The organism is Pseudomonas sp. B8(2017) (assembly GCF_002113575.1).
Classification (GTDB): domain Bacteria; phylum Pseudomonadota; class Gammaproteobacteria; order Pseudomonadales; family Pseudomonadaceae; genus Aquipseudomonas; species Aquipseudomonas putida_Z.
On the sequence record NZ_NEIO01000004.1, the window covers coordinates 1 to 25,781 of the forward strand.

Annotated in this window: 26 protein-coding genes; 10 read left to right on the top strand and 16 right to left on the bottom strand. The window is 65.0% G+C overall.

The genetic code is table 11. The features are described from left to right. Window positions 1–211 precede the first annotated feature (211 nt). Window positions 212–664 carry an Lrp/AsnC family transcriptional regulator gene (locus CAG22_RS08055; protein WP_015270735.1) on the bottom strand — a complete coding sequence of 151 codons (453 nt, stop codon included), beginning with the start codon at window positions 662–664 and terminating at the stop codon, window positions 212–214. A gap of 112 nt (window positions 665–776) precedes the next feature. Between CAG22_RS08055 and CAG22_RS08060 the strand changes: the two genes are divergently transcribed. Both CAG22_RS08060 and CAG22_RS08065 read left to right on the top strand, forming a co-directional pair. Then, entirely contained in the window at window positions 777–1,391 is a 615-nt protein-coding gene (locus tag CAG22_RS08060; RefSeq protein ID WP_015270734.1) for a LysE family translocator, read from the top strand. A 240-nt stretch (window positions 1,392–1,631) separates the two neighbouring features. Then, complete coding sequence (locus CAG22_RS08065) at window positions 1,632–2,264, top strand: LysE family translocator (protein ID WP_023660833.1); 633 nt, start codon at window positions 1,632–1,634, stop codon at window positions 2,262–2,264. A gap of 3 nt (window positions 2,265–2,267) precedes the next feature. On the opposite strand, the gene CAG22_RS08070 is transcribed toward CAG22_RS08065, so the two are convergent. From CAG22_RS08070 to CAG22_RS08120, 10 genes are all read right to left on the bottom strand, one after another. Beyond that, the gene (locus CAG22_RS08070; RefSeq protein WP_085705178.1) at window positions 2,268–4,049 is read right to left on the bottom strand and encodes an ATP-binding protein; all 1,782 of its coding nucleotides are present in this window, start codon (window positions 4,047–4,049) and stop codon (window positions 2,268–2,270) included. Between the two features lie 183 nt (window positions 4,050–4,232). Then, complete coding sequence (locus CAG22_RS08075; protein WP_024087306.1) at window positions 4,233–4,796, bottom strand: NUDIX hydrolase; 564 nt, start codon at window positions 4,794–4,796, stop codon at window positions 4,233–4,235. 21 nt (window positions 4,797–4,817) lie between these two features. Beyond that, on the bottom strand, window positions 4,818–5,564 hold the full coding sequence (locus tag CAG22_RS08080) for a GntR family transcriptional regulator (RefSeq protein ID WP_013973031.1): 747 nt from the start codon (window positions 5,562–5,564) through the stop codon (window positions 4,818–4,820). Window positions 5,565–5,654: 90 nt separating this feature from the next. Further along, window positions 5,655–6,044 carry a carboxymuconolactone decarboxylase family protein gene (locus CAG22_RS08085; protein ID WP_008100863.1) on the bottom strand — a complete coding sequence of 130 codons (390 nt, stop codon included), beginning with the start codon at window positions 6,042–6,044 and terminating at the stop codon, window positions 5,655–5,657. Between the two features lie 142 nt (window positions 6,045–6,186). Further along, complete coding sequence (locus CAG22_RS08090) at window positions 6,187–6,672, bottom strand: flavin reductase family protein (RefSeq protein ID WP_003258675.1); 486 nt, start codon at window positions 6,670–6,672, stop codon at window positions 6,187–6,189. Window positions 6,673–6,685: 13 nt separating this feature from the next. Then, window positions 6,686–8,167 carry an aldehyde dehydrogenase gene (locus CAG22_RS08095; RefSeq protein ID WP_085705180.1) on the bottom strand — a complete coding sequence of 494 codons (1,482 nt, stop codon included), beginning with the start codon at window positions 8,165–8,167 and terminating at the stop codon, window positions 6,686–6,688. After that, the gene (locus tag CAG22_RS08100; protein WP_025338790.1) at window positions 8,164–8,997 is read right to left on the bottom strand and encodes an alpha/beta fold hydrolase; all 834 of its coding nucleotides are present in this window, start codon (window positions 8,995–8,997) and stop codon (window positions 8,164–8,166) included. Before CAG22_RS08100 ends, CAG22_RS08095 begins: the two co-directional genes overlap by 4 nt. 68 nt (window positions 8,998–9,065) lie before the next feature. After that, window positions 9,066–9,662, bottom strand: coding sequence for an amino acid synthesis family protein (locus tag CAG22_RS08105; protein WP_003258678.1), 597 nt, complete (start codon window positions 9,660–9,662; stop codon window positions 9,066–9,068). Between the two features lie 322 nt (window positions 9,663–9,984). Then, window positions 9,985–11,025 (bottom strand): LLM class flavin-dependent oxidoreductase, encoded by a 1,041-nt coding sequence (locus CAG22_RS08115; RefSeq protein ID WP_025338791.1) that lies wholly within the window; start codon window positions 11,023–11,025, stop codon window positions 9,985–9,987. 75 nt (window positions 11,026–11,100) lie between these two features. Further along, window positions 11,101–11,586, bottom strand: a complete 486-nt coding sequence (locus tag CAG22_RS08120; protein ID WP_003259250.1) for a flavin reductase family protein — start codon at window positions 11,584–11,586, stop codon at window positions 11,101–11,103. A gap of 317 nt (window positions 11,587–11,903) precedes the next feature. Between CAG22_RS08120 and CAG22_RS08125 the strand changes: the two genes are divergently transcribed. Further along, window positions 11,904–13,310: a cytosine permease gene (locus tag CAG22_RS08125; protein ID WP_025338792.1), complete on the top strand. Its 1,407-nt coding sequence runs from the start codon at window positions 11,904–11,906 to the stop codon at window positions 13,308–13,310. 151 nt (window positions 13,311–13,461) lie between these two features. Here the strand turns inward: CAG22_RS08125 and CAG22_RS08130 are convergent, their stop codons facing one another. Further along, window positions 13,462–15,087 (bottom strand): methyl-accepting chemotaxis protein, encoded by a 1,626-nt coding sequence (locus CAG22_RS08130; protein WP_085705182.1) that lies wholly within the window; start codon window positions 15,085–15,087, stop codon window positions 13,462–13,464. Window positions 15,088–15,321: 234 nt separating this feature from the next. After that, window positions 15,322–16,524, bottom strand: coding sequence for an NAD(P)/FAD-dependent oxidoreductase (locus tag CAG22_RS08135; protein WP_085705184.1), 1,203 nt, complete (start codon window positions 16,522–16,524; stop codon window positions 15,322–15,324). A gap of 258 nt (window positions 16,525–16,782) precedes the next feature. On the opposite strand from CAG22_RS08135, the gene CAG22_RS08140 reads away from it, so the two are divergent. Beyond that, the gene (locus tag CAG22_RS08140) at window positions 16,783–17,322 is read left to right on the top strand and encodes an Rrf2 family transcriptional regulator (protein ID WP_003259245.1); all 540 of its coding nucleotides are present in this window, start codon (window positions 16,783–16,785) and stop codon (window positions 17,320–17,322) included. A 128-nt stretch (window positions 17,323–17,450) separates the two neighbouring features. Here the strand turns inward: CAG22_RS08140 and CAG22_RS08145 are convergent, their stop codons facing one another. Continuing rightward, complete coding sequence (locus tag CAG22_RS08145) at window positions 17,451–18,362, bottom strand: AraC family transcriptional regulator (RefSeq protein WP_085705186.1); 912 nt, start codon at window positions 18,360–18,362, stop codon at window positions 17,451–17,453. Window positions 18,363–18,464: 102 nt separating this feature from the next. Between CAG22_RS08145 and CAG22_RS08150 the strand changes: the two genes are divergently transcribed. The 5 genes from CAG22_RS08150 to CAG22_RS08170 all read left to right on the top strand — a co-directional run bounded on the left by CAG22_RS08150 (window position 18,465) and on the right by CAG22_RS08170 (window position 22,954). Continuing rightward, window positions 18,465–19,025: a carboxymuconolactone decarboxylase family protein gene (locus CAG22_RS08150; protein WP_003259243.1), complete on the top strand. Its 561-nt coding sequence runs from the start codon at window positions 18,465–18,467 to the stop codon at window positions 19,023–19,025. 99 nt (window positions 19,026–19,124) lie between these two features. Further along, window positions 19,125–20,189, top strand: a complete 1,065-nt coding sequence (locus CAG22_RS08155; protein ID WP_085692789.1) for an acyl-CoA dehydrogenase family protein — start codon at window positions 19,125–19,127, stop codon at window positions 20,187–20,189. Then, window positions 20,186–21,007: an ABC transporter ATP-binding protein gene (locus tag CAG22_RS08160; protein ID WP_025338798.1), complete on the top strand. Its 822-nt coding sequence runs from the start codon at window positions 20,186–20,188 to the stop codon at window positions 21,005–21,007. The genes CAG22_RS08155 and CAG22_RS08160 overlap by 4 nt, the downstream gene beginning before the upstream one ends. After that, complete coding sequence (locus tag CAG22_RS08165) at window positions 20,994–22,199, top strand: ABC transporter substrate-binding protein (RefSeq protein WP_085705188.1); 1,206 nt, start codon at window positions 20,994–20,996, stop codon at window positions 22,197–22,199. The genes CAG22_RS08160 and CAG22_RS08165 overlap by 14 nt, the downstream gene beginning before the upstream one ends. Then, window positions 22,199–22,954 (top strand): ABC transporter permease, encoded by a 756-nt coding sequence (locus CAG22_RS08170; RefSeq protein WP_015270722.1) that lies wholly within the window; start codon window positions 22,199–22,201, stop codon window positions 22,952–22,954. The genes CAG22_RS08165 and CAG22_RS08170 overlap by 1 nt, the downstream gene beginning before the upstream one ends. A 108-nt stretch (window positions 22,955–23,062) precedes the next feature. On the opposite strand, the gene CAG22_RS08175 is transcribed toward CAG22_RS08170, so the two are convergent. Together CAG22_RS08175 and argC are read right to left on the bottom strand one after the other, a co-directional pair. After that, window positions 23,063–23,749 (bottom strand): GNAT family N-acetyltransferase, encoded by a 687-nt coding sequence (locus CAG22_RS08175; protein WP_085705190.1) that lies wholly within the window; start codon window positions 23,747–23,749, stop codon window positions 23,063–23,065. 79 nt (window positions 23,750–23,828) lie between these two features. After that, the gene (gene argC / locus CAG22_RS08180; RefSeq protein WP_085705192.1) at window positions 23,829–24,770 is read right to left on the bottom strand and encodes an N-acetyl-gamma-glutamyl-phosphate reductase; all 942 of its coding nucleotides are present in this window, start codon (window positions 24,768–24,770) and stop codon (window positions 23,829–23,831) included. A gap of 108 nt (window positions 24,771–24,878) precedes the next feature. On the opposite strand from argC, the gene CAG22_RS08185 reads away from it, so the two are divergent. Then, window positions 24,879–25,760, top strand: a complete 882-nt coding sequence (locus CAG22_RS08185; RefSeq protein WP_025338802.1) for a LysR family transcriptional regulator — start codon at window positions 24,879–24,881, stop codon at window positions 25,758–25,760. The last annotated feature ends 21 nt before the right edge of the window (window positions 25,761–25,781 follow it).

Consider the following 25,781-nt stretch of genomic DNA (forward strand, 5'->3'; position numbering starts at 1 on the left):
GGCTTGGGCTAGAGGGGTTTGGGCCTTGTGGAGGCTAGAAGCGGTGTGCTTTGGTGGGGCGCCGTGCGCGTTTGCAGGGCAGATAAAAGGTTGCCTGTGCCGGCCCTTTCGCGGGTGAACCCGCTCCCACAGGTACTGCGCATGGCTTGAAATCAATGCGGTCGAGGTGGGAGCGGGTTTACCCGCGAAAGGGCCGGCACAGGCAACAACGCTACATCGGCAACAACCGATCCTGTATCACCTCTTTCATCACCAGGGTCGAACTCAACCGCTTCACATTGGGAATGCTGGTCAGCTGCTCGTCATACAGCTTCTGGAACGCCGGCAAATCCTTGGCCACCACATGCAGCAGGTAATCCGGGTCGCCAAACAGCCGCTGCGCCTCGACGATCTGCGGGATTTCGGCCAGCGCCGCTTCAAAGTCCGCTACCGGCTGGCGAGTGACTTCGCGCAGGGTCACGAACACCAGCGCGGCAAAGTTCAACCCCAGAGCGCTCGGCGCCAAGCGGGCGTGATAACCAAGAATTGCCCCTGATTCCTCCAGCGCCTTCAAGCGCCGATGGCAGGGCGACAGGCTGAGCCCCACACGGTCTGCCAACTCGGTCACCGATAGCCGACCGTCTTTTTGCAGTTCGGCAAGGATTTTTCGATCAGTCCTGTCCATCGAGAAGGATCTTCCAGTAATTGAGGGGTGTTGGGAAATATACGAAAGAAAATCCCTCGACGGAATCCGTAATCTTTCGTCATCCCAAAGCAGTGGAAAAAGGAAGATTCAAGTGGCTCTCAGTGTTCTGACGGCGTTCTGGGCCGTGTCGATGCTGTTCGTGATTACCCCGGGCGCGGACTGGGCCTACGCCATTTCGGCCGGCATGCGCGGGCGCTGGGTAATGCCCGCGGTTGCGGGGATGTTGTCGGGGCATTTCCTTGCGACCCTGGTGGTGGCGGCCGGGGTCGGCAGCCTGCTGGCCGGGCACCCGCTGGCGCTGACCTTGCTGACCCTGGCGGGGTGCAGCTACCTGCTGTGGCTGGGTGGCAATCTGCTGCTGAGCCCGGCATTGCCGGCGGCCGGGCAGGATGGTGCGGGGGAGTCGGGGTCCCGCTGGGCATTGAAAGGGTTTTGCGTCAGTGGCCTGAACCCGAAAGTGTTCCTGCTGTTCCTGGCGCTGTTGCCGCAGTTCACCGACCCGCAGTCGAGCTGGCCGGTGCCGTTGCAGATCTTGCTGCTGGGCCTGGTGCACCTGTGCAGCTCGCTGGTGATCTACTCGCTGGTCGGTTATGGCGCCAAAGCCGTGCTGAGCACCCGGCCGGGGGCGGCGAAGCTGGTCGGCCGGGTGTCGGGGGTGGCGATGATCACGGTGGCCCTGGGCTTGATAGCCGGCCAGATCAGCTGACTCACTGGCCTGCGCTGGCCCTTGTAGGAGCGGCCTTGTGTCGCGATAGGGCTGCAAAGCAGCCCCGACGATTTGTGCACCTGCGCTGAAATCCTGGGGCTGCTTTGCAGCCCTATCGCGACACAAGGCCGCTCCTACAGGTTGCCGCGTTAACCTGGCAGGCGAGTGCCAAGGGTAAAGACGACATGCATGGCCTCGGATAAACTCGCAGCACTTCAACGCACAACCAGGATGTGCCCCATGCCCGAAACCACGCAACTGCTCACCTTCGCCCTGATCTGCCTCGGCATGGTCCTGACCCCAGGGCCGAACATGATCTACCTGATCTCCCGCTCGATCTGCCAGGGCCGCAAGGCCGGGCTGATTTCGTTGGGTGGTGTGGCCCTGGGCTTCGTCATCTACATGTTCTGCGCCGCGCTGGGCATCACCGCCCTGGTGATGGCCGTGCCTTTTGCCTACGACGCGCTGCGCATCGGTGGCGCGCTGTACCTGTTGTACCTGGCCTGGCAGGCGCTGCGCCCTGGTGGCCGTTCGCCGTTCCAGGTTCGCGACCTGCCTGCCGACAGCCCGCGGCGGCTGTTCACCATGGGCTTTGCCACCAGCCTGCTCAACCCCAAGATCGCCGTCATGTACCTGTCGTTGATGCCGCAGTTCATCGAGCCGGGGCATGGCAGCGTGCTGCTGCAGTCGCTGGTGCTGGGGTCGACGCAGATCGCCATCAGCGTTTCGGTCAATGCACTGATCGCGATCATGGCCGGGTCGATCGCTGTATTCCTCGCCGGTCGCCCGCTGTGGCAGCAGGTTCAGCGCTGGCTGATGGGGACGGTGCTGGCGGGCCTGGCCGTGCGCATGCTGGCCGAAGGGCGGCGTTGACCGCTAGGCCTCAGGCGGCGGCTCCTGGGGCAGGTACAAGGTAAAGGTGGTGCCCTGGCCCGGGACACTGTTCACTTGCACATCGCCCCCGGACTGCTTGGCAAAACCGAACACCTGCGACAGCCCGAGCCCGGTGCCTTCACCCGGTGCCTTGGTGGTGAAGAACGGGTCGAAGATGCGCTCCAGCAGTTCGGCGGCAATGCCGACACCGCTGTCGCTCACCGAAATCGCCGCGAACTGGCCCGGCTGTGGCGCCTGGCCGCGCAGGGCGGGCAGGCGCTGGTCGGCCTGCAGGCGCAGCTGCAAGGTGCCTTCGCCGGCCATGGCATCGCGGCCGTTGAGCATCAGGTTGATTACCGCGGTTTCCAGCTGGTTGAGGTCGGCGCGGATATGGCAAGGCGCCTGCGGTAACTGCAGCTCGACCTGGATCCGCGCACCGGTGGCCGTGTCGAGCATGTCGGCCATGGCCTCCAGCCGTGGCCCGGCCTCGAACACTTGCGGGCTCAGGGCCTGGCGGCGGGCGAAGGCCAGCAACTGGCCGGTCAGCCTGGTACCGCGGTCGACGGTGTCGGACATGGTCTTGAGGTAGCGCTCGCGGCGCTGTGCTTCGAGGTTGGGGCGCTGCAGAAAATGCAGTGACGAGCGAATGATGGTCAGCAGGTTGTTGAAGTCATGGGCCACGCCGCCGGTCAGCTGGCCAATGGCTTCGAGCTTCTGGGTCTGGCGCAGCACGGCTTCGGTATGCAGCAGCTGGGTGGTGCGTTCGTCGACGCGCTGTTCGAGGGTGGCATTCAGCGCCTCCAGTGCCGCCATGGCCTCGCGCACTTCGGTGTGGGCCTGCACCCGCTGGACATGCGCCCAGGAGCGCTCGGTGACTTCGCTGATCAGCGCCTGTTCATAGTGGGTCCATTCCCGTGGCGCCTTGTCGTGGATGGCCATCAGCGCGGTCAGCCGGCCGCCTTTGATCAGGGGCATGCAAATGGTCGCGGTAATGCCGATGGCCTGGAAGGTGGCAGCTTCCTCGGGGGACAGCTCGCTCAGGTTGTCCTGGATGACCAACGGCAGGCCACTGCGCAGGCGGCCGAGCGCCAGCTTGCCGAAATCCTGCAAGCGATAGCGGCCCAACAGATGCGGCGAGCCGGGCGCCACGGCGTCACCGCAGATGGTGAAACCGTCTTCGTCGGGCTCCATCACCGCATAGGCGCAACTCGACAGTTGCAGGTGCTCGACCAGCATGCGCGTGGTAGTGGCAAGGATCTGGTCCGGGTCGGTGGCGTCGGCCACGGCACGGCCCAGGTCGTCGAGGAATTTCAGGCGCTGGGTGGCGAGCACGCTGGTGGTGGTTTCGGTGACTGTATCGAGCATGCCCAGCACCTTGCCGTCGTGGTCGCGGATGGGGCTGTAGCAGAAGGTGAAATAGGCCCGTTCGGGGCCGCCGTTGCGGTCGATGACGAGCGGGAAGTCTTCGATGTACACCGCCTCGCCGGCCAGGGCGCGGTTGGCCATGTGGCCGATGTCGGCCCAGGCTTCCTGCCAAACGGCGCGGAAGGGGATGCCCAGGGCCGAGGGCTTTTGCCCGAGAATTTGCGAGAAGGCATCGTTGTGCAGGGTGAGCAGGTCAGGGCCCCAGAGCACGGCTTGCGGGAAGCGCGAGGCCAGGCACAGGGCCAGGCTGGTTTTCAGCGGGTCGGGCCAGTGCTGCAGCGGGCCCAGTGTGGTAGCGGCCCAATCGTGGTTGCGGATGCGCTCGGCCATCAGCCCGCCGCCGTCTAGCCATTTTGCCATGTGCTCTGCCGGTCCTTTTGCATAAGGCCTTAAGGGTGCATCCAGAATAGACGTTTGGCGAGAATTTTTGGTGGCTGTACCGGCCTCTTCGCGGGTAAACCCGCTCCCACAGGGATAGCACATTGCTCAAGGTGTGCACCGTACCTGTGGGAGCGGGTTTACCCGCGAAGAGGCCGGCCCAGGCTAGCGAATGAAGTGCACCTTGCCAGTGTCGTCATTGCCCATGTAGATGCCATAAACCCCGGCCTGCCGCTCGAGGATATAGCGCTCGAGAATCTGCCGGATTGCCGGGTAGTAGATTTCGTCCCACGGGATCTCGTCCGGCTCGAAGAACCTGTACGCCAGCGTTTCCGTCCCGTACTGCCCGGTTTCCTCGGTGGCGATGGCGCGGAAGATGATGTAGACCTCGCTGATCTTCGGGACGCTGAAGATCGAGTACGGCGAGACGATTTCGGCGCGTACGCCGCTTTCTTCCCACACCTCGCGCAGGGCCGCCTGCTCGGTGGTTTCGCCGGCCTCCATGAACCCGGCCGGCAAGGTCCAGGTGCCGGGGCGCGGCGGGATGGCGCGCTGGCACAGCAGGTACTTGCCATCACGCTCGATGATGCAGCCGGCGATGATCTTCGGGTTGATGTAGTGGATGTAGCCGCAGCCGGTGCAGTGCAGGCGTTCGTGGGTGTCGCCTGTGGGAACGCCCCGGGCCAGTTCCGTGGTGCAGTGCGGGCAGTAGCGCGGGGCGTTGGGCATGATCGGTGGCCTGTGGGTGGCTTATATGCGTGGGTCCTTCAAGGCCAGGGGCTCGACCATCTCGCGCACCTTGACGTTGTCATCCTGCTTCTGGCGCAGGTAGTCCAGGGCCACCTTGGCGGCGGCGCGGACGTGGTCGACCGAGGCCTGGTGGGCAACCAGCGGGTCGCCGCTCTTGATCGCCTCGACGATCTTTTCCATTTCGCGGTTGCTGGCGCCGCGGCGGTTCTCCTGCGACACCGAGGTGGCGCGCAGGTAGCTGATGCGCGCCTGCAACTGGCGCAGCTGCTGGGCCGCCACCTGGTTGCCGGAGCCTTCCAGCAGCACATCGTAGAAGCCTTGTACAGAGTCCAGCACCTGTTGCAGTTCGCCTTCCTCGAGGGCTTCGCGGTTGACCTCCAGCGCGCGTTCCAGGGCGCGGATGTCCTTGGCCTTGGCGTTGAGGGTGAACAGCTGCACGATCAGGCCTTCGAGCACGCAGCGCAGCTCGTAGATGTCGCGGGCGTCTTCCAGGGTGATGATGGCCACGCGCGGGCCCTTGGCGTCGGCGAATTCCACCAGGCCTTCGGACTCCAGGTGGCGCAGGGCTTCACGCACCGAGGTGCGGCTGACGCCGAGGCGGTCGCAGAGGTCGCGCTCGACCAGGCGGTCGCCTGGCAGCAGGTGGAAGTTCATGATCGCGGCGCGCAGCTTGTCGAGCACGATTTCGCGCAGGGTAACGGGGTTGCGGTTGACCTTGAAGCTGTCGTCGAGTGGCTGGCGTTTCATCAAGTGCGCTCTTAAAGAGGCTGCCCGGCCGCAACCGCAACAGCACCACGAACCTTGGGTGCTCCTTGCGTGGGTTCGAACAGCCCGGTGTTAACGGGTTGACTCCGCATCGGCTTCAGCGAACGCTTCGCGGGCCAGGCGGAAACTGTCCACCGCCGCGGGCACGCCGCAATAAATGCCGACCTGGAGCAGGATCTCGCGAATCTGTTCACGGCTCAGGCCATTACGCAAGGCGCCGCGAATGTGCAGCTTGAGCTCGTGGGGCCGGTTGAGCGCGGAAATCATGGCCAAGTTTATCATGCTGCGCTCTTTGAGCGACAAGCCTTCGCGGCCCCAGACGTGGCCCCAGCAGTATTCGGTGACCAGCTCCTGCAACGGCTTGGTGAAGTCGTCGGCGTTCTGGATAGAGCGGTTGACGTAGTCCTCGCCCAGCACCTGGGTGCGGATCTGCAGGCCTTTTTCGTACTTTTCATTGCTCATGTGCAGTACTCCGGATCAAAACAGGGTCATCGGTGTTGGCTTCTTCGCGGGCTTGCCCGCTCCCACAGGGATTGCACAGGTGCTGAAACCTGCGCAGTACCTGTGGGAGCGGGCAAGCCCGCGAAGAAGCCAATGCGGTCTATCAACCCAAGGGCGGCAGGGCGCCCAGCTTGCCCTTGTGGTAGACCATCGGGGTCACCGGCTCGGCCGGCAGCACCAGGTTCTTCACCGCGCCGACGATGATCGCGTGGTCACCGCCGTCGTACTCGCGCCACAGTTCGCACTCGATGATCGCCGTGGCCTTGGCCAGCAGCGGGTTGCCCAGCTCGCTCAGGTGCCAGTCGATGCCTTTGGCCTTGTCCTTGCCCTTGCCGGCGAAGGCATAGGCCTCGGCGGTCTGGTCGGCGGACAGCAGGTGAATCGCGAACTGCTTGCTGTCACGCAGGATGGGGTAGGTGTCGGAGGCGTAGTTGGGGCAGAACAGCACCAGCGCCGGGTCGATCGACAGCGCGCTGAACGCGCTGGCGGTTATGCCGACGATGCCACCGTCGGCGTCGAGGGTGGTGACCACCGTGACGCCGGACGGGAAGGAGCCCATCACGTCTTTGTAGATGCCTGGTTCGATCATCTTGTGCTACCTCTTAGCGCATCACAAACGGGTCGGGCATCGGCGCGGTGGACAGGTTGATCCACACGGTCTTCAGCTCGGTATAGGCCAGCACCGAATCGATGCCGCTCTCACGGCCGTAGCCGCTGTTCTTGAACCCGCCGATCGGCGCCATGGCCGACACGGCACGGTAGGTGTTGACCCAGATGATCCCCGAACGCACGTCGCGGGCCAGGCGGTGGGCACGGCCCAGGTCGCGGGTCCAGATGCCGGCGGCCAGGCCGAACTGCGAGTCGTTGGCGATGGCCAGGGCCTCTTCCTCGGTCTGGAAGCGGATTACCGCGGCAACCGGGCCGAACACCTCTTCCTGCATGATGGTCATCGAGTTGCTGTCGCACTCGAACAGGGTCGGCTCGTAGAACCAGCCGTCACCCTCGACTTCGGCACGCTTGCCGCCCATGTGCAGCTTGGCGCCTTCGGCCTTGGCCGCGGCCACCAGGCCTTCGACCACGGCCAGCTGTTGCGCGGTGGCCATGGGGCCCATTTCGCTGGCATCGTCCTGCGGGTTGCCGATGCGGATGCGCTTGGCGCGAGCGATCAGGCGTTCGACGAACTCGTCGAAGATCTCGTCCTGCACCAGCAGGCGCGAGCCGGCCACGCAGCTTTGCCCGGAGGCGGCATAGATGCCCGCCACGGCGCCGTTGATGGCGCTGTCCAGGTCGGCGTCGGCGAAGATGATGTTCGGCGACTTGCCGCCCAGCTCCAGCGACAGCTTGGCGAAGTTCTCGGCGCTGCTGCGCACCACGTGGCGGGCGGTGGCGGCGCCGCCGGTGAAGGCGATCTTGCGCACCAGCGGGTGGCGGGTCAGCGCCGCGCCGGTGCTGGGGCCGTAGCCGGTGACCACGTTGACCACACCGGCCGGGAAGCCGGCCTCGAGGGCCAGGCGGGCCAGCTCGAGGATGGTCGCCGAGGCGTGCTCGGACGGCTTGAGCACGATGGTGTTGCCGGCGGCCAGGGCCGGGGCCAGCTTGATGGCGGTGAGGTACAGCGGGCTGTTCCACGGGATGATCCCGGCGACCACGCCGATCGGCTCGTGCACGGTGTAGGCGAACAGGTCGGGCTTGTCCAGCGGCAGGGTGCCGCCTTCAAGTTTGTCGGCAAGGCCTGCGGTGTAGTGGAAGAACTCTGGCAGGTAGCCGACCTGGCCGCGGGTTTCGCGGATCAGCTTGCCGTTGTCACGGCTTTCCAGCTGGGCCAGGTGTTCCTTGTTTTCGGCAATCAGGTCACCCAGGCGACGCAGCAGCTTGCCGCGCGCGGTGGCGGTGATGCTGCGCCACTCCTTGCTGTCGAAGGCACGCTGGGCGGCCTGCACGGCCAGCTCGACATCGGCCTCGTCGGCGTCGGGCAGTTGCGCCCAGGCCTGGGCGGTGGCCGGGTTGAGGCTGTCGAAGGTCTTGCCGCTCTGGGCATCGCGCCATTGGCCGTCGATGCACATCTGGAAACGAACGAGGGTCATGCAACAATCCCCTTGGCGGATTCGGTGAGGGTGCGGGCTTGCGCGAGGAAGTCCAGCAGCATCTTGTTGACTTCACGCGGTGCTTCCACCGGCATCATATGCCGTTGCTCGGCGAGGACCACGCTGTGCGCGCCAGGAATGCTGGCGGCAAGCTGGCGGGTCATGGCCGGGGTGGAGCCCGAGTCGAGTTCGCCGGTGGCGATCAGCGTCGGCACCTGGATACTGGCCAGGTCGGCGGCGCGGTACATGTCCTGGGTGGCGAACAGCGAATAAGTGGTGTGGTAGCCCTGCGGGTCGTTGCTCGCCAGCACCTGGCGAATGGCGGCGACCTGCGCCGGGTTGGCAGCCTTGTATTCACGGCTGAACCAGCGGTCGAGCGCGGCGTCGACGTTGGCGTCGGGGCCCAGCTGCGCAGCCTGGGCGGCGCGGGCGATAACGCCGGCACTCTGCTCGGGGGTGCGGTTGAACACGCTGTTGAGCACTACCAGTGCGGCCAGGCGCTGCGGGTAGCCGAGGGCGAACGCCCGGGCGACCAGGCCGCCCATGGAGAAGCCGATCACGGTGGCTTGCGCGATCTGCAGGTGGTCGAGCAGTTCGGCGAGCTGGGCGGCATAGCCTTCCAGGCCGATGTCCGCGGCCGGCAGTGCGCTCTGGCCGTGGCCGAGCATGTCGTAGGCGATGACGCGGTAGTCGTTGGCCAGGCCAACGAACTGACCGCCCCACATTTCCTTGTTCAGGCCCACGCCGTGGATCAGTACCACGGGTTGGCCCTGGCCGACGGACAGGTAGCTGGTGCCGGCGGGTGTGCGTTCAGCGACAGGCTGAATCATGGAGGGCGCTCCTTGAAGGTCGGGCGCGGCGGGTAAGCACGCCACGCCCCGGCCCGTCTTGGTTGTTGTTATTGAGCGTTGGCTTTTTCGGCAGCCAGTTCTTCCAGGTCGATGTAGCGGTTGCCGATGCGCGGGTGCAGGCGGCCGCCGTCGGAGGCGCCCAGGACCACGACGATTTCATCGGCGCGCGGGGCATCTTCGATCTGCATTTCCAGGGTGATGTAGTGCGAGCGCAGGCCTTCGTCGTCCTTCTGCATCATCGGGATCTGGATCGAGGTGCCCGGGCCGCCGCGCTTGTTGGTGAAGCTCAGGTAGCTCTTGGCCTGTACCGCTTCGCGGTAGTGGTTGCCGAAGCGCAGGGTGTGGATCACCGCCGAGGCGTGTTCGATTTCGCCGTCGGCGCCGACGACTGCGGCCTTGCCGTAGGCTTCGATCTTGTCGGCGCCGCCGATGGCTGCAGTCAGGCGCTCGACCATCAGGGCACCCAGGTCCGAGCAGTTGGCACGGATTTCCGGCTTCAGATCTTCAACGAAACCGCGACCGGCCCATGGGTTCTTGATCACGACGGCCAGGCCGACCATGGTCACCGGCTTGTCGGTGGCCTTGCCGCCTTCGATGCGGGTCTCTTCGGAGTAGGTGACGATCTTGCGGATTTCGAAACTCATGGGTGGCTCCTGGTGAGGGTTATCAGCTCTTGTTGTCTGATGGTATACCATAATATTTGTTGTGCAAGAGGTGGCTGGAAATTTCTCTTGCGAGGGGACGAAAGGTGGCCTGATGCCTTGATTCCTGTGGTTTCTGTGCTGGCCTTTTCGCGGGCTCGCCCGCTCCCACAGGGATCGCACGGCATTCATGGCCTGTGCTGTCCCTGTGGGAGCGGGCAAGCCCGCGAAGAGGCCGGTGCAGGCTTCAAAAAAAAGCCCGCTCACGCGGGCCACAGGGCCCACGGGAGCGGGCGCGTCCCGCAATGTTTCAGGTAATGGGAAATCAGGCGAACGCCGGCACCACTTCCTTGATGAACAGCTCCAGCGATTTCTTCTTCTCGGCGTGGGGCAGGCTGTTGTCGCACCAGAAGCTGAACTCGTCGACGCCAAGTTCCTGGTAGTACTTGATACGCGCGATGATCTCTTCCGGCGTGCCGATCATGGTGTTCTTGCGGATGTTCTCCAGCTCGAACGCCGGCACTTCGGCAAACTTCGACTCCGGGCTCGGCTCAAGGAAACCGTTGACCGGGGTGGTCTTGTTGCCGAACCAGGCATCGAAGGTGCGGTAGAAGCGCGAGATGGCCTGGGCGCCGACTTTCCAGCCTTCCGGCTCGGCCGGGCTGTGCACGTGGGTGTGGCGCAGCACCATCAGTTGCGGGCGCGGCACGCCCGGGTTGTTGTCCAGGGCAGCCTGGAACTTGTTCTTCAGGTCCAGCACTTCCTCGTCACCCTTCATCAGCGGGGTGACCATGACGTTGCAGCCATTGGCCACGGCGAAGTTGTGCGAGTCCGGGTCGCGGGCGGCGATCCACATCGGTGGGGTGGCGTTGAACGGCTTCGGCACGCTGGTGGATGTGGGGAATTTGTAGACTTCGCCGTCATGGGCGTAGTCGCCTTCCCACAGCTTGCGCACCACCGGCACCATTTCGCGCAGGGCCTTGCCGCCGTCGGTGGCCGGCATACCGCCTGCCATGCGGTCGAATTCGAACTGGTAGGCGCCACGCGCCAGGCCCACTTCCATGCGGCCATTGCTGATCACGTCGAGCAGGGCGCATTCGCCCGCCACGCGGATCGGGTTCCAGAACGGCGCGATGATGGTGCCGGCGCCCAGGCGGATCTTGTCGGTGCGCGCAGCCAGGTAGGCCAGCAGCGGCATCGGGCTTGGCGAAATGGTGTATTCCATGGCGTGGTGTTCGCCGATCCACACGGTGCTGAAACCGCCGTTCTCGGCCATCAGGGTCAGTTCGGTCAGGTCTTCGAACAGCTGGCGGTGGCTGACCTGTTCATCCCAACGTTCCATGTGCACGAACAACGAAAATTTCATGGGGCTTTCCTCAACGCTTGAAAGGGGCTGGCGCCAGGCAGGGTTGGCACCAGCGGTCTCGATTCAGAATAGGCTTCAGGCAAAGGCCGGCAGGCTGGCCATCTTGCCGCGGCAGTACACCATCGGCCGTGGCGCCTCTTCAGGGACGATCAGGTTGTGCACCTTGCCGACCATGATGGCGTGGTCGCCACCTTCGTATTCGCGCCACAGTTCGCATTCGATGACCGCGGTGGCACCGGCCAGGATCGGGTTGCCCAGTTCGCTCAGGGACCACTCGATGCCGCTGGCCTTGTCCTTGCCCTTCTTGGCGAACGCATAGGCCTCGGCCTGCTGTTCACCGGACAACAGATGAATGGCGAAGCGCTTCTGCCGGATCAGCACGGGGTAGGAGTCGGAGGTGTAGTTGGGGCAGAACAGCACCAGCGGCGGGTCCATCGACAGGGAGGAGAAGGCGCTGGCGGTCAGGCCGACGACCGAGCCATCGTCGTCCAGGGTGGTGATGACGGTAACGCCGGACGGGAAGGAGCCCAGGACATGCTTGTAGACGGTTGCGTCGATCATCTGGTGTACCTCTATAGGGCTGCGGTGGTCCGCGGTTTTTATCGTTGATGTGTCTGATGGTATACCGTAATACCTATTTTGCAAGCGGAATTTTCAAGCGAGGGTATTGCGCGATGAACGGCTCAAGCCCGCGTATACCGTGGGTTCGAGCGGTGAGGCGGTTTGCCGCAGGGGTTGCGCGAGCGGATCAGTGGGCGTTTTTTCCTACGGATCAGTGTTGTCAAAAGTTTGGAATACCATAATATGGTCCGCAGCTGAGAGGCCGCCTAGATGCGGTTTCCTTACAAAGATAAAAACGACCTTTCGAGCTGAATCCTATGTCCCAACCGTCGTCGCAACACCAGTTTGTCGAGAATCACACGGTCGATTACGTTCCACCTGCCGAGCGCCACGGGAAGGCGCGCGACCTGTTCACCCTCTGGTTCAGTACCAACATCGCGCCACTGCCCATCGTCACCGGCGCCATGGTGGTCCAGGTGTTCCACCTGAACCTGTTATGGGGCCTGGTCGCCATCGTGCTGGGCCATCTGGTCGGGGGCGTGGTCATTGCCCTTGCTTCTGCGCAGGGACCGCAGCTGGGCATTCCGCAAATGGTGCAGAGCCGTGGCCAGTTCGGCCGCTACGGCGCCTTGCTGATCGTGTTCTTCACCGCGCTGATCTATGTCGGTTTCTTCATTTCCAACATCGTCCTGGCGGGCAAGACCATCCACGGCATCACCCCGAGCGTGCCGATGCCGGGCGCGATCGTGATCGGTGCGCTGAGTGCCACCGCCATTGGCGTGATCGGCTACCGCTTCATCCATATCCTCAACCGCATCGGTACCTGGGTGATGGGTTCGGCGTTGCTGGCCGGTTTCATCATGATGTTCGCCCAGGAACTGCCGGCCGACTTCTTCAGCCGTGGTGCGTTCAACCTGTCGGGCTTCATCGCCACCGTGTCGCTGGGCACCATCTGGCAGATCAGCTTCTCGCCGTATACCTCCGACTACTCGCGCTACCTGCCGCGTGAAGTGGGCATTGCCAAGCCGTTCTGGGCCACCTACTTCGGCGCTACCCTGGGCACCATCCTGTGCTTCAGCTTTGGTGCGGTGGCGGTGCTGTGCGTGCCGGAAGGCACCGATGCGATGGACGCGGTCAAGCAGGCCACCGGCTGGCTGGGCCCGATCCTGATGGTGCTGTTCCTGCTCAACATCATCAGCCACAACGCCCTCAACCTGTATGGCGCGGTGCTGTCGATCGTGACCGCGATCCAGACCTTCATCGCCGAGTGGACGCCGAGCATCAAGGTGCGGGTGGTGCTGGCTGCGGTGATTCTGGTGGGCTGCGGCATGGTCGCGCTGAATGCCTCGGCGGACTTCATCGGCCAGTTCATCGGCCTGATCCTGGCATTGCTGCTGGTACTGGTGCCGTGGGCGTCGATCAACCTGATCGACTTCTACCTGATCAAGAAGGGCCAGTACGACATCGCCTCGATCTTCAGTGCCGACGGCGGCATCTATGGCCGCTTCAACCACCACGCGATCATTGCCTATGCCTGCGGCATCCTGGTGCAGCTGCCGTTTGCCAATACGTCGCTGTATGTGGGGCCGTATTCCAATATCGTCGAAGGGGCTGACCTGTCGTGGCTGTTCGGCCTGCTGGTGACGGTGCCGCTGTATTACTGCCTGGCGACCCGGGGCAAGGCTGCCGAGAAGGCGGGGCGGGTTGTGAGTGTCAATGACTGACAGATTGGCGTTGCTGTAACAGGGGCTGCTTTGCAGCCCATCGCCGGCAAGCCAGCTCCCACAGGTTTCATGTTGCCCTTGCAGGCTGCACTATCCCTGTGGGAGCTGGCTTGCCGGCGATGGGCCGCAACGCGGCCCCGGCTATTTCAGCTCAAACCTTGAACTGCGCCACCAGGCCATTCAGGTCCACCGCCAACCGCGACAGATCCTGCGCCGCCGCACTGGTCTGGTTGGCCCCCGCCGATGTCTGCATGGCCAAGTCGCGAATGTTCACCAGGTTGCGGTCCACCTCCCGCGCCACCTGCGCCTGTTCCTCCGAAGCGCTGGCAATGACCAGGTTGCGCTGGTTGATCGAGGCAATCGCCTCGGCAATCACCTCCAGCGCCTGACCGGCGCCTTGCGCCACCTCCAGCGTGCCGCTGGCGCGGCCCTGGCTGCTGTGCATCGCCGTCACAGCCCGCTCGGTACCATTCTGGATCCCGGCAATCATCTGCTCGATCTCGGCGGTCGACTGCTGGGTACGGTGGGCGAGGGCGCGTACCTCATCGGCCACCACGGCAAAGCCACGGCCCGCCTCGCCGGCGCGGGCCGCTTCGATGGCGGCATTCAGCGCCAGCAGGTTGGTCTGCCCGGCAATCGCGCCAATCACGTCCAGCACGCGGCTGATCTCGTTGGCATTGTTGGCCAGCTGTTCGATCTCGGTCGAGGTGCCGGTCACATCAGCCACCAGATGCTGGATGGAAGCCAGCGCCTGGTTGACCCGGTCGCGGCCATCACGGGTGGTCTGGTCGGCACCCTTCGAGGCGTCGGCGGTGCTGACGGCATTGTTCGCCACTTCCTCGACCGCCGCAGTCATCTGGTTGACGGCGGTGGCCGCCTGGTCGATCTCCGCGCTTTGCTGGTGCAGGCCGCGGCTGGTGTCTTCGGTGACGGTGTGCAGTTCCTCCGAAGCCGAGGCCAACTGGTCGGACGAAGCGGCGATCTTGCGGATGGTGTCGCGCAGGCTGCCCTGCATGCGGCCCAGGGCGCGCAGCAGCAAGGCTGGCTCGTCGCGGCCGATTACACGGATGTCCTGGGTCAGGTCGCCGGTCGCCACGCGCTCGGCCACGCTCACCGCATCGGCCAGCGGCACGACGATACTGCGAGTGAGCACGGTGGCAATGGCGACCAGGGCCAGCATGATCACCAGCAGCGAGACAATGATCGCGGTGAACGCTTCGTCAGCCACGTCGCTGCTGCGCTGCGAGGCCTGTTCGGCACCTTTGCCGTTGTAGGCGATCAGCGCCGCCATGGCCTGCATCATGCTGTCGGCGCGCTGGGTCAGGGGGCCGTTGATCTGCTGCCTGGCGTCTTCCATGCGGCCAGCAACAATGTCCTGCAGTACGCGTGCTTGCAGCTCCAGGTATTGCTGGTGCGCGCTATTGAAGGTGTCGAACAGGGCGCGGTCATCGGCGGCGGTGATGGTACCTTCGTATGCCTTCAGGCCATCCTTCATCTTGGCATTGGTGTCGTCGAGCAACTGCAGGTTGCGGCTGCGTTCGCTGGGGTTGTCGTCCAGTGCGGTACGCAGGGTGAGGGCGCGGGCGCGGCCAAGGTTGCTGCTGATTTCGCTCAGGGCCACCACGGCGGGCATCCAGTTGACCCGGATTTCGTCCGTGGCCTTGTCCATCTGCCGGGTTTCATAAAGTGCGGTAAGGCCCATGAACAGGACCAGGATACCCAACAGGGCGAACACGCAGGCAGCGCGAATGCCGATCTTCAAATTCCTTAATTGCATGACATGCTCCTTGACGGTGGCGTGCAGGCCCTCAGGAGCTTGGGCGGATGGCCGGGTCACCGGGTGTGGCGCCAGGCTCTGGAAGCGCTGCGGATTCAGTTGTGTGCCTCACCCTCTTGAATTCTTTTTGATTTGAATGATGCCATATGGCCATCATTTTCGAACAGTCATTTCATGTCATGACATCAAAAGACAAAACCGCCATCAGGTGGCGGTTTTATCAGATTGCTGCGGTCAGACGATCGCGATGAGCGGGTCAGCAGCGGCCAGTGCCAGGGCGCGATCAGCCGCTGGCGGGTAGATCCATACCGAGTTGATCTGGCGCTTGAGGTCTTTGCCTTCCTGGCCGTGCAGCTTCAGTTCGCGCTCCCAACCCTCGCTGAACGTCGCGCCCCATTCGCCCAGGTCCAGGCAGGTGACGTACTTGGGCTGGCGGTACACCACCGGCTGCAGGCCGAGCAGGTCGGCCGCGGCGTTGTTGCCGGAGTGGCGGCCCATGGGGATGGCGTGCTGGCAGGTCATCAGGGCGTGGTTGCCCAGCTCGTCCACAGCGGCCCAGGCGGTGTCGCCCGTGGCGTACACATGGTCCTGGCCCAGCACCTTCAGGTGGCCGTCCACTTTCAGCCGGCCGAAGTTGTCGCGCTCGCCGGCAACCTGTGCGGTCAACGGGCTGGCCTTCACGCCAACGGTCCAGATCACAGTGTTGCTGGCGATATGCTCGCCATTGTCCAGGGTAACGCCACCGGCATCGACAGCCACCACCGAAGCCCCGGCCTTCCACTCGACCCCGGCCTGTTCGCAGGCGGCGATGATCGACGGCGTGATACCGGCGCCCAGCGCCGCACCAACTTGCGCACCGCGGTCGACCACCACCACCCGCACCGCTGCACTGGCACCGAGGATGGCACGCAGGCGGGCAGGCATTTCCGTGGCGGTTTCAATACCTGTGAAGCCACCGCCACAGACCACCACGGTGTTGCGTGCAGGCGAAGCGGGCTGGGCGGCCAGGCCGACCAGGTGCTGTTCCAGGCGCATGGCCGATTCCATCTGGTCGACATCGAATGCATGTTCGGCCAGGCCAGGCACTGCCGGGCGTGCGACCTGGCTGCCGGCGGCGAGGATCAGGCGGTCGTAGGCGATCTGTTGCCGGTGCCCCTGGGCGTCGGTGTAGCTGACGCTGCGCTCTTCGGTATCGATGCTGTCGGCGTTGCCCGGAATGAAGTGAATGCCCACGGCTTCGAACAGCTCGCCCAGCGGGGCCTTCATGCCGTGCACGTCGGCCTCGTAGAAGCGCGGGCGGATGCGCAGTTCAGGCTGCGGAGCGAGGACGCTGATGTTGATGTCGGCACGCTGGGCCTGATCGAGCAGGCGCGCAGCGCTCAGGGCGCTCCATACACCGGCAAAGCCGGCACCGATGATGAGGATGTTCGATTTCATGAAGGTGCTCCGCAAGGTTCGAAAGGGACTTCGAGGGCGGGCTGTGTGCCTCTCGAATAACTACGACTGTATTGATCGTAGTTTGTTGGTGCAAGTCTTTTTTTCCGCATGCCGACACTCCGCCTAACCATTTCACGGCTCGAATAGCTGTATTTACTGGGCTTAAGGGATAAACAAGGCCGACCGACGGCGGCTTTGCGCTTTGCGGCGCGGATGCTATAGGCGTATTATTTGCGACAAGATTGGTCGGAGATTGATATGTCGCTCTACAGTGCTGGCGTCGAATACGGTATCCATTGCCTGCTGTTCCTGGTGGACGAGCGGGGCGACTCGCGCGAGTCCAGCGTGCGCGACCTGGCGGAGTTGCAGGGTGTACCCCAGGAGTACCTGGCCAAGGTCTTTACCAAGCTGGCCCGTGCCGGGCTGGTGGCCGCCACCGAGGGCGTGCGTGGCGGCTTCCGGCTGGCGCGGCCGTCGGATGAAATCACCGTGCTGGATATCGTCAATGCCATCGACGGGCCAAAGAAGATCTTCGACTGCCGCGAAGTTCGCGAGCGTTGCAGCCTGTTCGAGGGTTCGCCGCCGGGTTGGGCGACCGAGGGCACCTGCGCGATCCATGCGGTGATGCTGGGGGCGCAGAAGCGCATGGAAGAGGCCCTGGCGCAGCAGACCATCCTTGATCTGGCGCGGCGGTTCGGGCGCAAGGCGCCGGCCGAGTTCGGGCAGAAGGTCAATGCCTGGATGGGTGAGCGGCGGGAGGGCAAAGGGGCAGGGGATATTCCGGTCAGTCAGGTCTGAATCTGCTGCCAGTGCCGGCCTCTTCGCGGGCTTGCCCGCTCCTACAGCAATCGCACAATTGCTGAAATCTGTGGGGTACCTGTGGGAGCGGGCGAGCCCGCGAAGAAGCCGGCACAGAAATAACCCGCTCAGCGCCCCTCATGCTGCCGCCGATACGCCCCCGGCTGCACCCCCACCGCCTTGGCAAACGCCCGGGTAAACGCCGCCACCGACTGATATCCCACCTGTGCCCCTACCTGCTCCACGGTATGCCCCGCCCGCAGCAACTGGCTGGCATGGCGCATGCGCAACGCCAGCAGTACTTGCCCCGGCGACTGTCCCGCCAGTTCATTGAAACGCTTGAAAAACGCCGACCGCGACAACCCGGTGCAGGTGGCCATGCTTTCCAGCGTCCACGCTTGCCCCGGTTGCTCGATCAGCTGCTCCAGCAACCCGGCAAACGCCGGTTGCCGGGCGAGGGCGACCAGCCCGCCCAGCGATTGCCCGGCATGCACCTGCTGGCGCAGCACATACAGAAACAACAAGTGCGTCAGCCGCTCCAGCAACGCCTGTGACGGCCCGGCGGCGCGCCGGCATTCCTCCAGGATCAGCTCGAACAACGCCCGCGCCGCGTGCCCGGCCGGTTCATCGGCGCGCAGCAATATCCAGTCGGCCAGGCCGTCGACGATCAGCGCCGACAAGCCCGGCCTGAAGTGGAAGAAACCACATACCAGCCCCACGCCATCGACCGCATCGGCGTCCATGGCCTGCATGTGCTGGCGTGGCTGGGCGCAGGCACTGGCCGGGTCCTGGTCGCTGGCCAGGCGATAGCCGAGGTCGCGCAGCAGGAACACCGCATCGCCGGCCTCCAGGCGCAGTGCCTCGGGCTGGCCGTCGATGTGCAGCCAGCAATGCCCTTGCACCACCAGGTGGAAGCTGGCCCGGCCCATGCCTTCGGTGCTGGCGTGCCAGCCGCCGCAGTAGCGGCCCACATGGAACAGGCTGGCATCGAGCTCCAGGCCTTCTAATAACCAATCGACAAGGTGGCTGGATGAAATCATCTAATGCAAAGACTCAAGAGCAAGGAAAGGCGACTGATGAATATGGAGGGTAGTTCTTATAACCAACAGACTGTAGTGACACCCATCAAAGGAGACCACTCCATGTCCTCGCGCATTACTTTACACACGCTGCAGAGCGCCCCGGAAGCGGCCCGTCCGTTCCTCGAGAACGCCCAGAAGAATTCCGGCTTCATCCCCAACCTGCTGGGCGTGCTGGCCAATGCCCCGGCGGCGCTGGAAACCTACGTGACCGTTTCGGCACTCAACGGCAAAGCCGAACTGAGCCTGGCCGAGCGTGAAGTGGTGCAGCTGATTGCCGCCACCCAGCATGGCTGTGACTTCTGCGTGGCCGGCCACACGGCCGTGGCCCTGAACAAGGCCAAGCTGCCGCAGGAGGTGGTCGATGCCCTGCGTGCCCGTGGCGAGCTGCCCGATGCCCGTTATGAAACCCTGGCCGCGTTCGCCCGCGAAGTCATCGCCACCCGTGGCAATGTCAGCGAGGCCACTTACCAGGCCTTCCGCGCAGCCGGTTTCAGCGAAGGCAACGCCCTGGAGGTGATTCTGGGCGTGAGCCTCGCAACCCTGTGCAACTTTGCTAATGTGTTCGCCCAGACGCCGCTCAATGACGAGCTCGGCAAGTACCGCTGGCAACCTTCTGCATGATCCGCGCGTGACACCGGTCGTACCGCGATCGTTGCAGGAGCGGCCTTGTGCCGCGAATGGGCCGCCAAGCGGCCCCGGCGTTTTCAAAGGAGCAAGACCATGCAAGATTGTGCATTTCGACACTGGCTGGATGCCAATGCCGAGGCCATTGACCGCGGCCAGTGCGAGCCGCAGCTGGTGCTGGCGCAAATCGCCGAATCGCAGCTGCTGCGGGTCGGTGTCGACCCGGCCCTGGGCGGCACGGGCGGGCAGGTGACCGACGCGGTCGAGGCCATCGCCGCAATCGCCAGCCGCTCGCTGGCAGCGGCGTTCGTCTGCTGGGGCCAGCGCGCCTTCATCGAATACCTGTTGCACAGCCCCAACCAGCCCCTTCGCGAGCACCTGTTGCCGCGCCTGCTGACTGGCGAACTGGCCGGCGCCACCGGGCTGTCCAATGCCATGAAGTTCCTGTCCGGCATCGAAGCGCTGCAGGTGCGCGGGCGCCCGCAAGCCGATGGCTGGCAGTTAGAAGGGCGCCTGCACTGGGTGACCAACCTGCGCAAAAGCGGCTTCGTGGTGGCTGCGGCTATCGAAGACGAAGCCGGTGGTGCACCGTTCGTGCTGGCCATTCCGTCCGACGCGCAGGGCCTGGAGCGCTCCGACGACCTGCAACTGATGGGCCTGCAATCGAGCAACACCGCGGCACTGGCCTTCCACCAGGTGCAATTGCAGCGTGGCTGGTTGCTGCACGAAAATGCCCGTGAGTTCCTACCCCGGGTACGCCCGGCGTTCCTGGCGCTGCAGTGCGGCATGGCCATTGGCCTGGCGCGGCGGGCGCTGGCGGAAGTGCAGGCACACCTGCATGGCCGTGCCTCGTTCCTCGACGAAGCACGCCAGGTGCTCGGCGAGCGCCTGGAAAACACCGTGAGCGAGCTCAAGCAAGGCCTGCTCGATGGCCGCTTCCAGCAGCAGCCGGCAGCCTTGTTCAAGCTGCGCATCACCCTGGCCGAAAGCGCTGCCGACGCCGTGCAACTGGAGTTGCAGGCCAGTGGTGGCAAGGCCTACCTCAGCGAGTATGGCGAAGGCTTTGCCCGCCGCTGGCGCGAGTCGGCCTTCGTGCCGATCGTCACGCCCAGCCTGGTGCAACTGCGCGCCGAACTGCAACGCCAGGCGGGCGCGGCATGAGCCAAGTGTTGCTCGAAGCCCGCGACATCAGTCTGGGCTACCCGCGCGAGGGTGGCTGGCAGGCGGTGCTGGCGCAGTTCGACCTGCAGCTGGCACCCGGCGAAGTGGTGACCATCCTCGGCCCCAGCGGGGTCGGCAAGTCCAGCCTGCTGCGGGTACTGGCCGGCCTGCAGCAGCCCCGCGGTGGCAGCGTGACCCTGCACGGCCAGCCGCTGCAGGGCCCGCACCCACGCCTGGCGGTGGCCTTCCAGGACCCGAGCCTGTTGCCCTGGCTGAGCCTGGAGAAGAACGTCGCCTTCGGCCTGGACTTCGCCCGCCAACCAAAACTTGCCGCCGCCGAACGGCGCGCACGCATCGACCATGCGATTGCCGCCGTGGGCCTGGCCCATGCTCGCGGCCAGTACCCGGCGCAGTTGTCCGGCGGCATGGCCCAGCGCACCGCGCTGGCCCGCTGCCTGGCCCGCCAGCCCGAAGTGCTGTTGCTCGACGAGCCTTTCGGCGCGTTGGATGAAGTGACCCGGGCCGACATGCAGCAACTGCTGCTGCAACTGATCGCCACCCACAACACGGCGGCGGTGCTGATCACCCACGATATCGACGAAGCCCTGCTGCTGTCCGACCGGGTCCTGCTACTGGGCAACCACCCAGCGCATACCCTCGGCCAGTGGCGCATCGACCTGCCGCAACCACGGACGCAGCGGGTCGAGGAACTGGGTGCCTTGCGCATCGAAATTCTCAAAACCCTTCGGCGGGCAAGCCGCACAGTCGAACCTACCCCAACCCCGTTGCCCTCGGAGGCTGTCCATGTGCATGGATGACTGCTGTTCCTCTTCTTCGCGTCGCGATTTCCTCAAGCTCGGCGCCATGCTCACGGCCGCCGGTGCACTGCCGTTGCTGTCGAGCCTGCAGGCCCGCGCCGCCGCCGAACCGGACGCGCCAGTGCGTATCGGCTACCTGCCGATCACTGACGCCACGCCGCTGCTGGTGGCGCACAACAACGGCCTGTTCGAGGCCGAAGGCATCAAGGCCGAGCGCCCGGTGCTGCTGCGCAGCTGGGCGCAGGTGATCGAGGCGTTCATCTCCGGCCAGGTCAACGTCATCCACCTGCTGTCGCCGATGACCGTATGGGCCCGTTACGGCAGCAAGGTGCCGGCCAAGGTGGTGGCCTGGAACCACGTGGGCGGTTCAGGCCTGACCGTGGCCCCGGACATCAGCGACATGAAACAGCTGGGCGGCAAGACCGTGGCCATCCCGTTCTGGTACTCGATCCACAACGTGGTGCTGCAACAGATGCTCAACGACAACGGTCTGACCCCGGTGTCGAAGCCGGCCAATGCGCCGCTGGCCGGCAACGAAGTCAACCTGCTGGTATTGCCGCCGTCCGACATGCCGCCGGCGCTGGCCAGCAAACGCATCGCTGGCTATATCGTCGCCGAGCCATTCAACGCCCTGGCCGAGAACCTCAAGGTTGGCCGCGTGCAGCGCTTTACCGGCGATGTGTGGCGCAACCACGCCTGCTGCGTGGTGTTCATGCACGAGCACGACCTGAACAACCGCCCGGAGTGGTCGCAGAAGGTGGTCAACGCCATCGTCAAGGCCCAGCACTGGACCCGTGACCACCGCGCCGAGGCCGCCGCATTGTTGTCCAAGGCCGGCCCCAACAAGTACACCCCGCATGAACCAGCGGTGCTCGGCAAAGTGCTGGCCCCGGCCACCGAGGACCGTGCCGGTTACATTGCCAGTGGCGCCATTCGCCACCAGCAGTGGGACGAAAAGCGCATCGATTTCCAGCCTTACCCGTTCCCCAGCTACACCGAAGAGCTGGTCAAGCGCCTGAAAACCACCCTGATCGAGGGCGACAGCGCGTTCCTGGCCGGCCTGGACCCGGCACAGACCGCCCGCGACCTGGTCGACGACCGCTTCGTGCGCAACGCCATCGCCAGCGTTGGCGGGCCGTCGGTGTTCGGCATCGCCGATAACTTCGAGCGTAGCGAGGAGTTTGCGGTCTGATGCGCACGCATGTCGTTCATGCCGGCCTGGGGCTGGCCGGGTTGCTGGGTTTGTTGCTGTTGTGGTGGGCCGGTGTCGCGCTGTTCGGCCAGGCCGATGGCCTGTCGGCGCGCTTTTCGCCGGCAGCGACCCTGGCCAGCCTGGTCGAGTTGCTGGGGCAGGGCGAGGTGTACGGGCATATCTGGGTCAGCCTCAAGCGTATCCTGGTCGGGCTGCTGCTGGCGCTGCTGATCGGCGTGCCGCTGGGCTTGCTGGTGGGCAGCTACCGGCACCTGGAGGCCGCAACCACGCCGGCGTTCCAGTTCCTGCGCATGATCTCACCGCTGTCGTGGATGCCGGTGGTGGTGATGCTGATGGGCGTGGGTGACCAGCCTATCTACTTCCTGCTGGCGTTTGCCGCGTTGTGGCCGATCTTGCTGAACACGGCGGCCGGGGTAAGGCAGCTGGACCCGCGCTGGTTGCAGTTGAGCCGCAGTTTGAGTGCCACGCGCCGGGAGACCTTGTGCAAGGTGATCGTGCCCGGGGTGATCGGCCATGTGCTGACCGGCGTGCGCCTGGCCATCGGCATCCTGTGGATCGTGCTGGTGCCGTGCGAAATGCTCGGGGTGAGTGCGGGGCTGGGGTACTTCATTCTCGATACCCGCGACCGGCTGGCGTATTCCGAGCTGATGGCGATGGTGCTGCTGATCGGGGTGCTGGGGTTTGTGCTGGATGCCCTGGCGCGTGGGCTGCATCGGCGTTGGGTGCATGGCTGAGGGGCCAGTGTGGCTTCTTCGCGGGCTTGCCCGCTCCCACAATCCCACCGCCCTTTGGCCTTGTGAAATCCCTGTGGGAGCGGGCGAGCCCGCGAACAGGCCGTTGGATCAATGCACGGTCTTGCGCTGCCGTACACACTCCCGGGCCTGAGCGGTCAGTTCGTCCAGCCGCTCGTCCCGCATCTGTTCCGCTTCGATCATCGCATCCTCACCCTGCTGGTTGAGCAGGTAGGTATGGATCTGCATCACTTCCGCCGTCTGGTAGATCGGCGCAATATCCAGCCGCCCGATCAGCGCGCCGCTAGCCCGCCCGGTACTGCTCATCAGTACCTGCGGCCCGTTGGCGGCCACCACCTGCATGCCCATCGCCTCGAACCACGGTACCTGGCTGGCAAAGGCATTCAGCTCGACGCAGGCATGGCGTGCCTGCAGGTCGCCCAGCAGGGCGCGGGCGATGCCCTGGCGACGATGGCTGGCGCGCACGGCCAGGAATGCCAGGGCGCACGCCTGTTCATCGTCCTCGGCCGGCAGCGACAGGGCAAACCCCAGCAATTGGTCCGGTGCCTCGGCATCCAGCGCCAGGGTCAGCGTCACGGCCAGGCCGCGGGTGCCGTCCAGTGCTTGCAGGTACTGGTGCACCTCCATGCCGACGCCGTACTGGTACAGCGGGTACAGCGGGTTGTCGGCGCTGATGGCGACACTGCTCAGTTCGCCGACGTGGTGAATCACCAGTTCGCGGATCTGGTTCTGGAAAGATTCAGGCGGCACGCTGTCGAGGCGGCTCAGGATGAACATCGGGGGGCGGGCTCCGGCGGGTAGATGGACGGCCCGCGCCATGCGGGCGCGGGCTGTACAGTCTAACCGGTTTTGCCGATCAGCCTTGTACCTGCAATGCACCGAGCATCAGGTCGAGGTTTTGCACCGCCGCACCGGAGGCACCTTTGCCGAGGTTGTCGAACACTGCGGTCAGCAGCACCTGGCCATGCTCAGGGTTGGCGTAAAGCGCCAGGCGCAGGTCGTTGCTGTCGTTCAACGCCTCGGGGTCTAGGTTCGGCGCTGCGCCGTGCTGGTGCAGGGGCATCAGCTGGATGTGGCGGGCACCCTGGTAGTGCTGCTGCAGGCAGGCCTGCAGCTGTTCGGCACTGACCTGGCCGGGCAGCAGGCGCAACTGCAGCGGGATGCTCAGCACGATGCCTTGGCGGTAGGCAGCGTAGCCGGGCATGAACATCGGCCGCGCCGACAGCCCGGCGTGCTGCTGGATTTCCGGCACGTGCTTGTGCGCCAGTTCCAGGCCGTACAGTTGCAGGGCCGGGGTTTTGCCGGCGGCGGGCTGTTCATGCCGTTCGACTGCGGCGCGACCACCACCGGAATAGCCGGAGATGGCGTGGATGTTCAGCGGGTAATCCGCTGGCAGCAGGCCGGCCTTGACCAGTGGGCGCAACAGGGCGATGGCGCCGGTGGGGTAGCAGCCGGGGTTGCTGACGCGCTTGCTGTGCGCGATGCGCTCGGCTTGCTGCTCGTCGAGCTCCGGCAGGCCATAGACCCAGCCTGGGCTGGTGCGGTGCGCGGAGCTTGCGTCGATCACCCGCACCTGCGGGTTGTGGATCGCCGCCACGGCCTCGCGGGCGGCATCGTCGGGCAGGCACAGCAGGGCGATGTCGGCGCTGTTGATTGCCTCGCGGCGGCGTTGCGGGTCTTTGCGCTCGGCTTCGGGCAGGGTCAGCAGGCGCAGATCGCTGCGGCCTTGCAGGCGGGCATGGATCTGCAGGCCGGTGGTGCCTTGGTCACCGTCGATGAAGACAACAGGGGTGTGCATGGTCAAAGTCCGGTCGGGGAGGGATGGCCTATGCTCGCTTGTGGCTATGGTAAAGAAAATTTGAATATGATGATCGATATGTTCATCTTTTCTGAATGAGTTTGGCCCATGCGCGAAATCAGCCTCGATCGCCTCCGCACCTTGGTGGTCATCTCCGACCTGGGCTCCTTTGCCGAAGCCGCCCGCCAGCTCAACCTGGCACCGCCCACCATCAGCCTGCACGTGGCCGAGCTGGAGGCGCGCATCGGCGCCCCGTTGCTTACCCGCACCCGCGGCCAGGTGCGGCCCACGGTCATCGGCGAAACCCTGCTGGCCCGTGCCCGTCGCCTGCTGGCCGACGCCGACCTGGCGCTGGATGAAGTGCGCCGACAGGTCGAGGGCCTGACCGGCCGGGTGCGCCTGGGCGCTTCCACCGGTGCCATCGCCCACCTGCTGCCGCAGGCGCTGGAGCACTTGCGTACGGTGCACCCGGGGATCGATGTGCAGGTACAGGTGCTGACCTCCCAGGCCTCGTTGGCGCGCTTGCGCGAGGGCACGCTGGATATCGGCCTGGTGGCCTTGCCACAGGTGGCCGGCAAAGGGCTTGCGGTTACGCCCTGGCGGCGCGACCCGATCCTGGCCTACGTGCCGGCCGACTGGCAGCCACCGGCCAAGGTCACACCGGCCTGGCTGGCGCAGCGGGCGTTGATCCTCAACGACAGCAGCACCCAGCTTTCGCGGGTGACCGGCGAGTGGTTCGCGGCAGCGGGGTTGTACCCCGAGCCGCGAATCGAGCTGAACTACAACGATGCGATCAAGAGCCTGGTCGGGGCCGGGTATGGGGCGACATTGCTGCCGCAGGAGGGGGAGTCGGCCGAGCTGGACCGGCGCATTGCCCGCCGGCCGCTGCGGCCGGGGTTGTGGCGGCAACTGGGCATTGCCTGCCGGGAAGGGCAGGTGGAGCGGGCCACGGGGTATGTGTTGCAGGCGTTGGAGCGGTTGCGCCAGTAGGGGCTCCTGTGCAGCCCAATC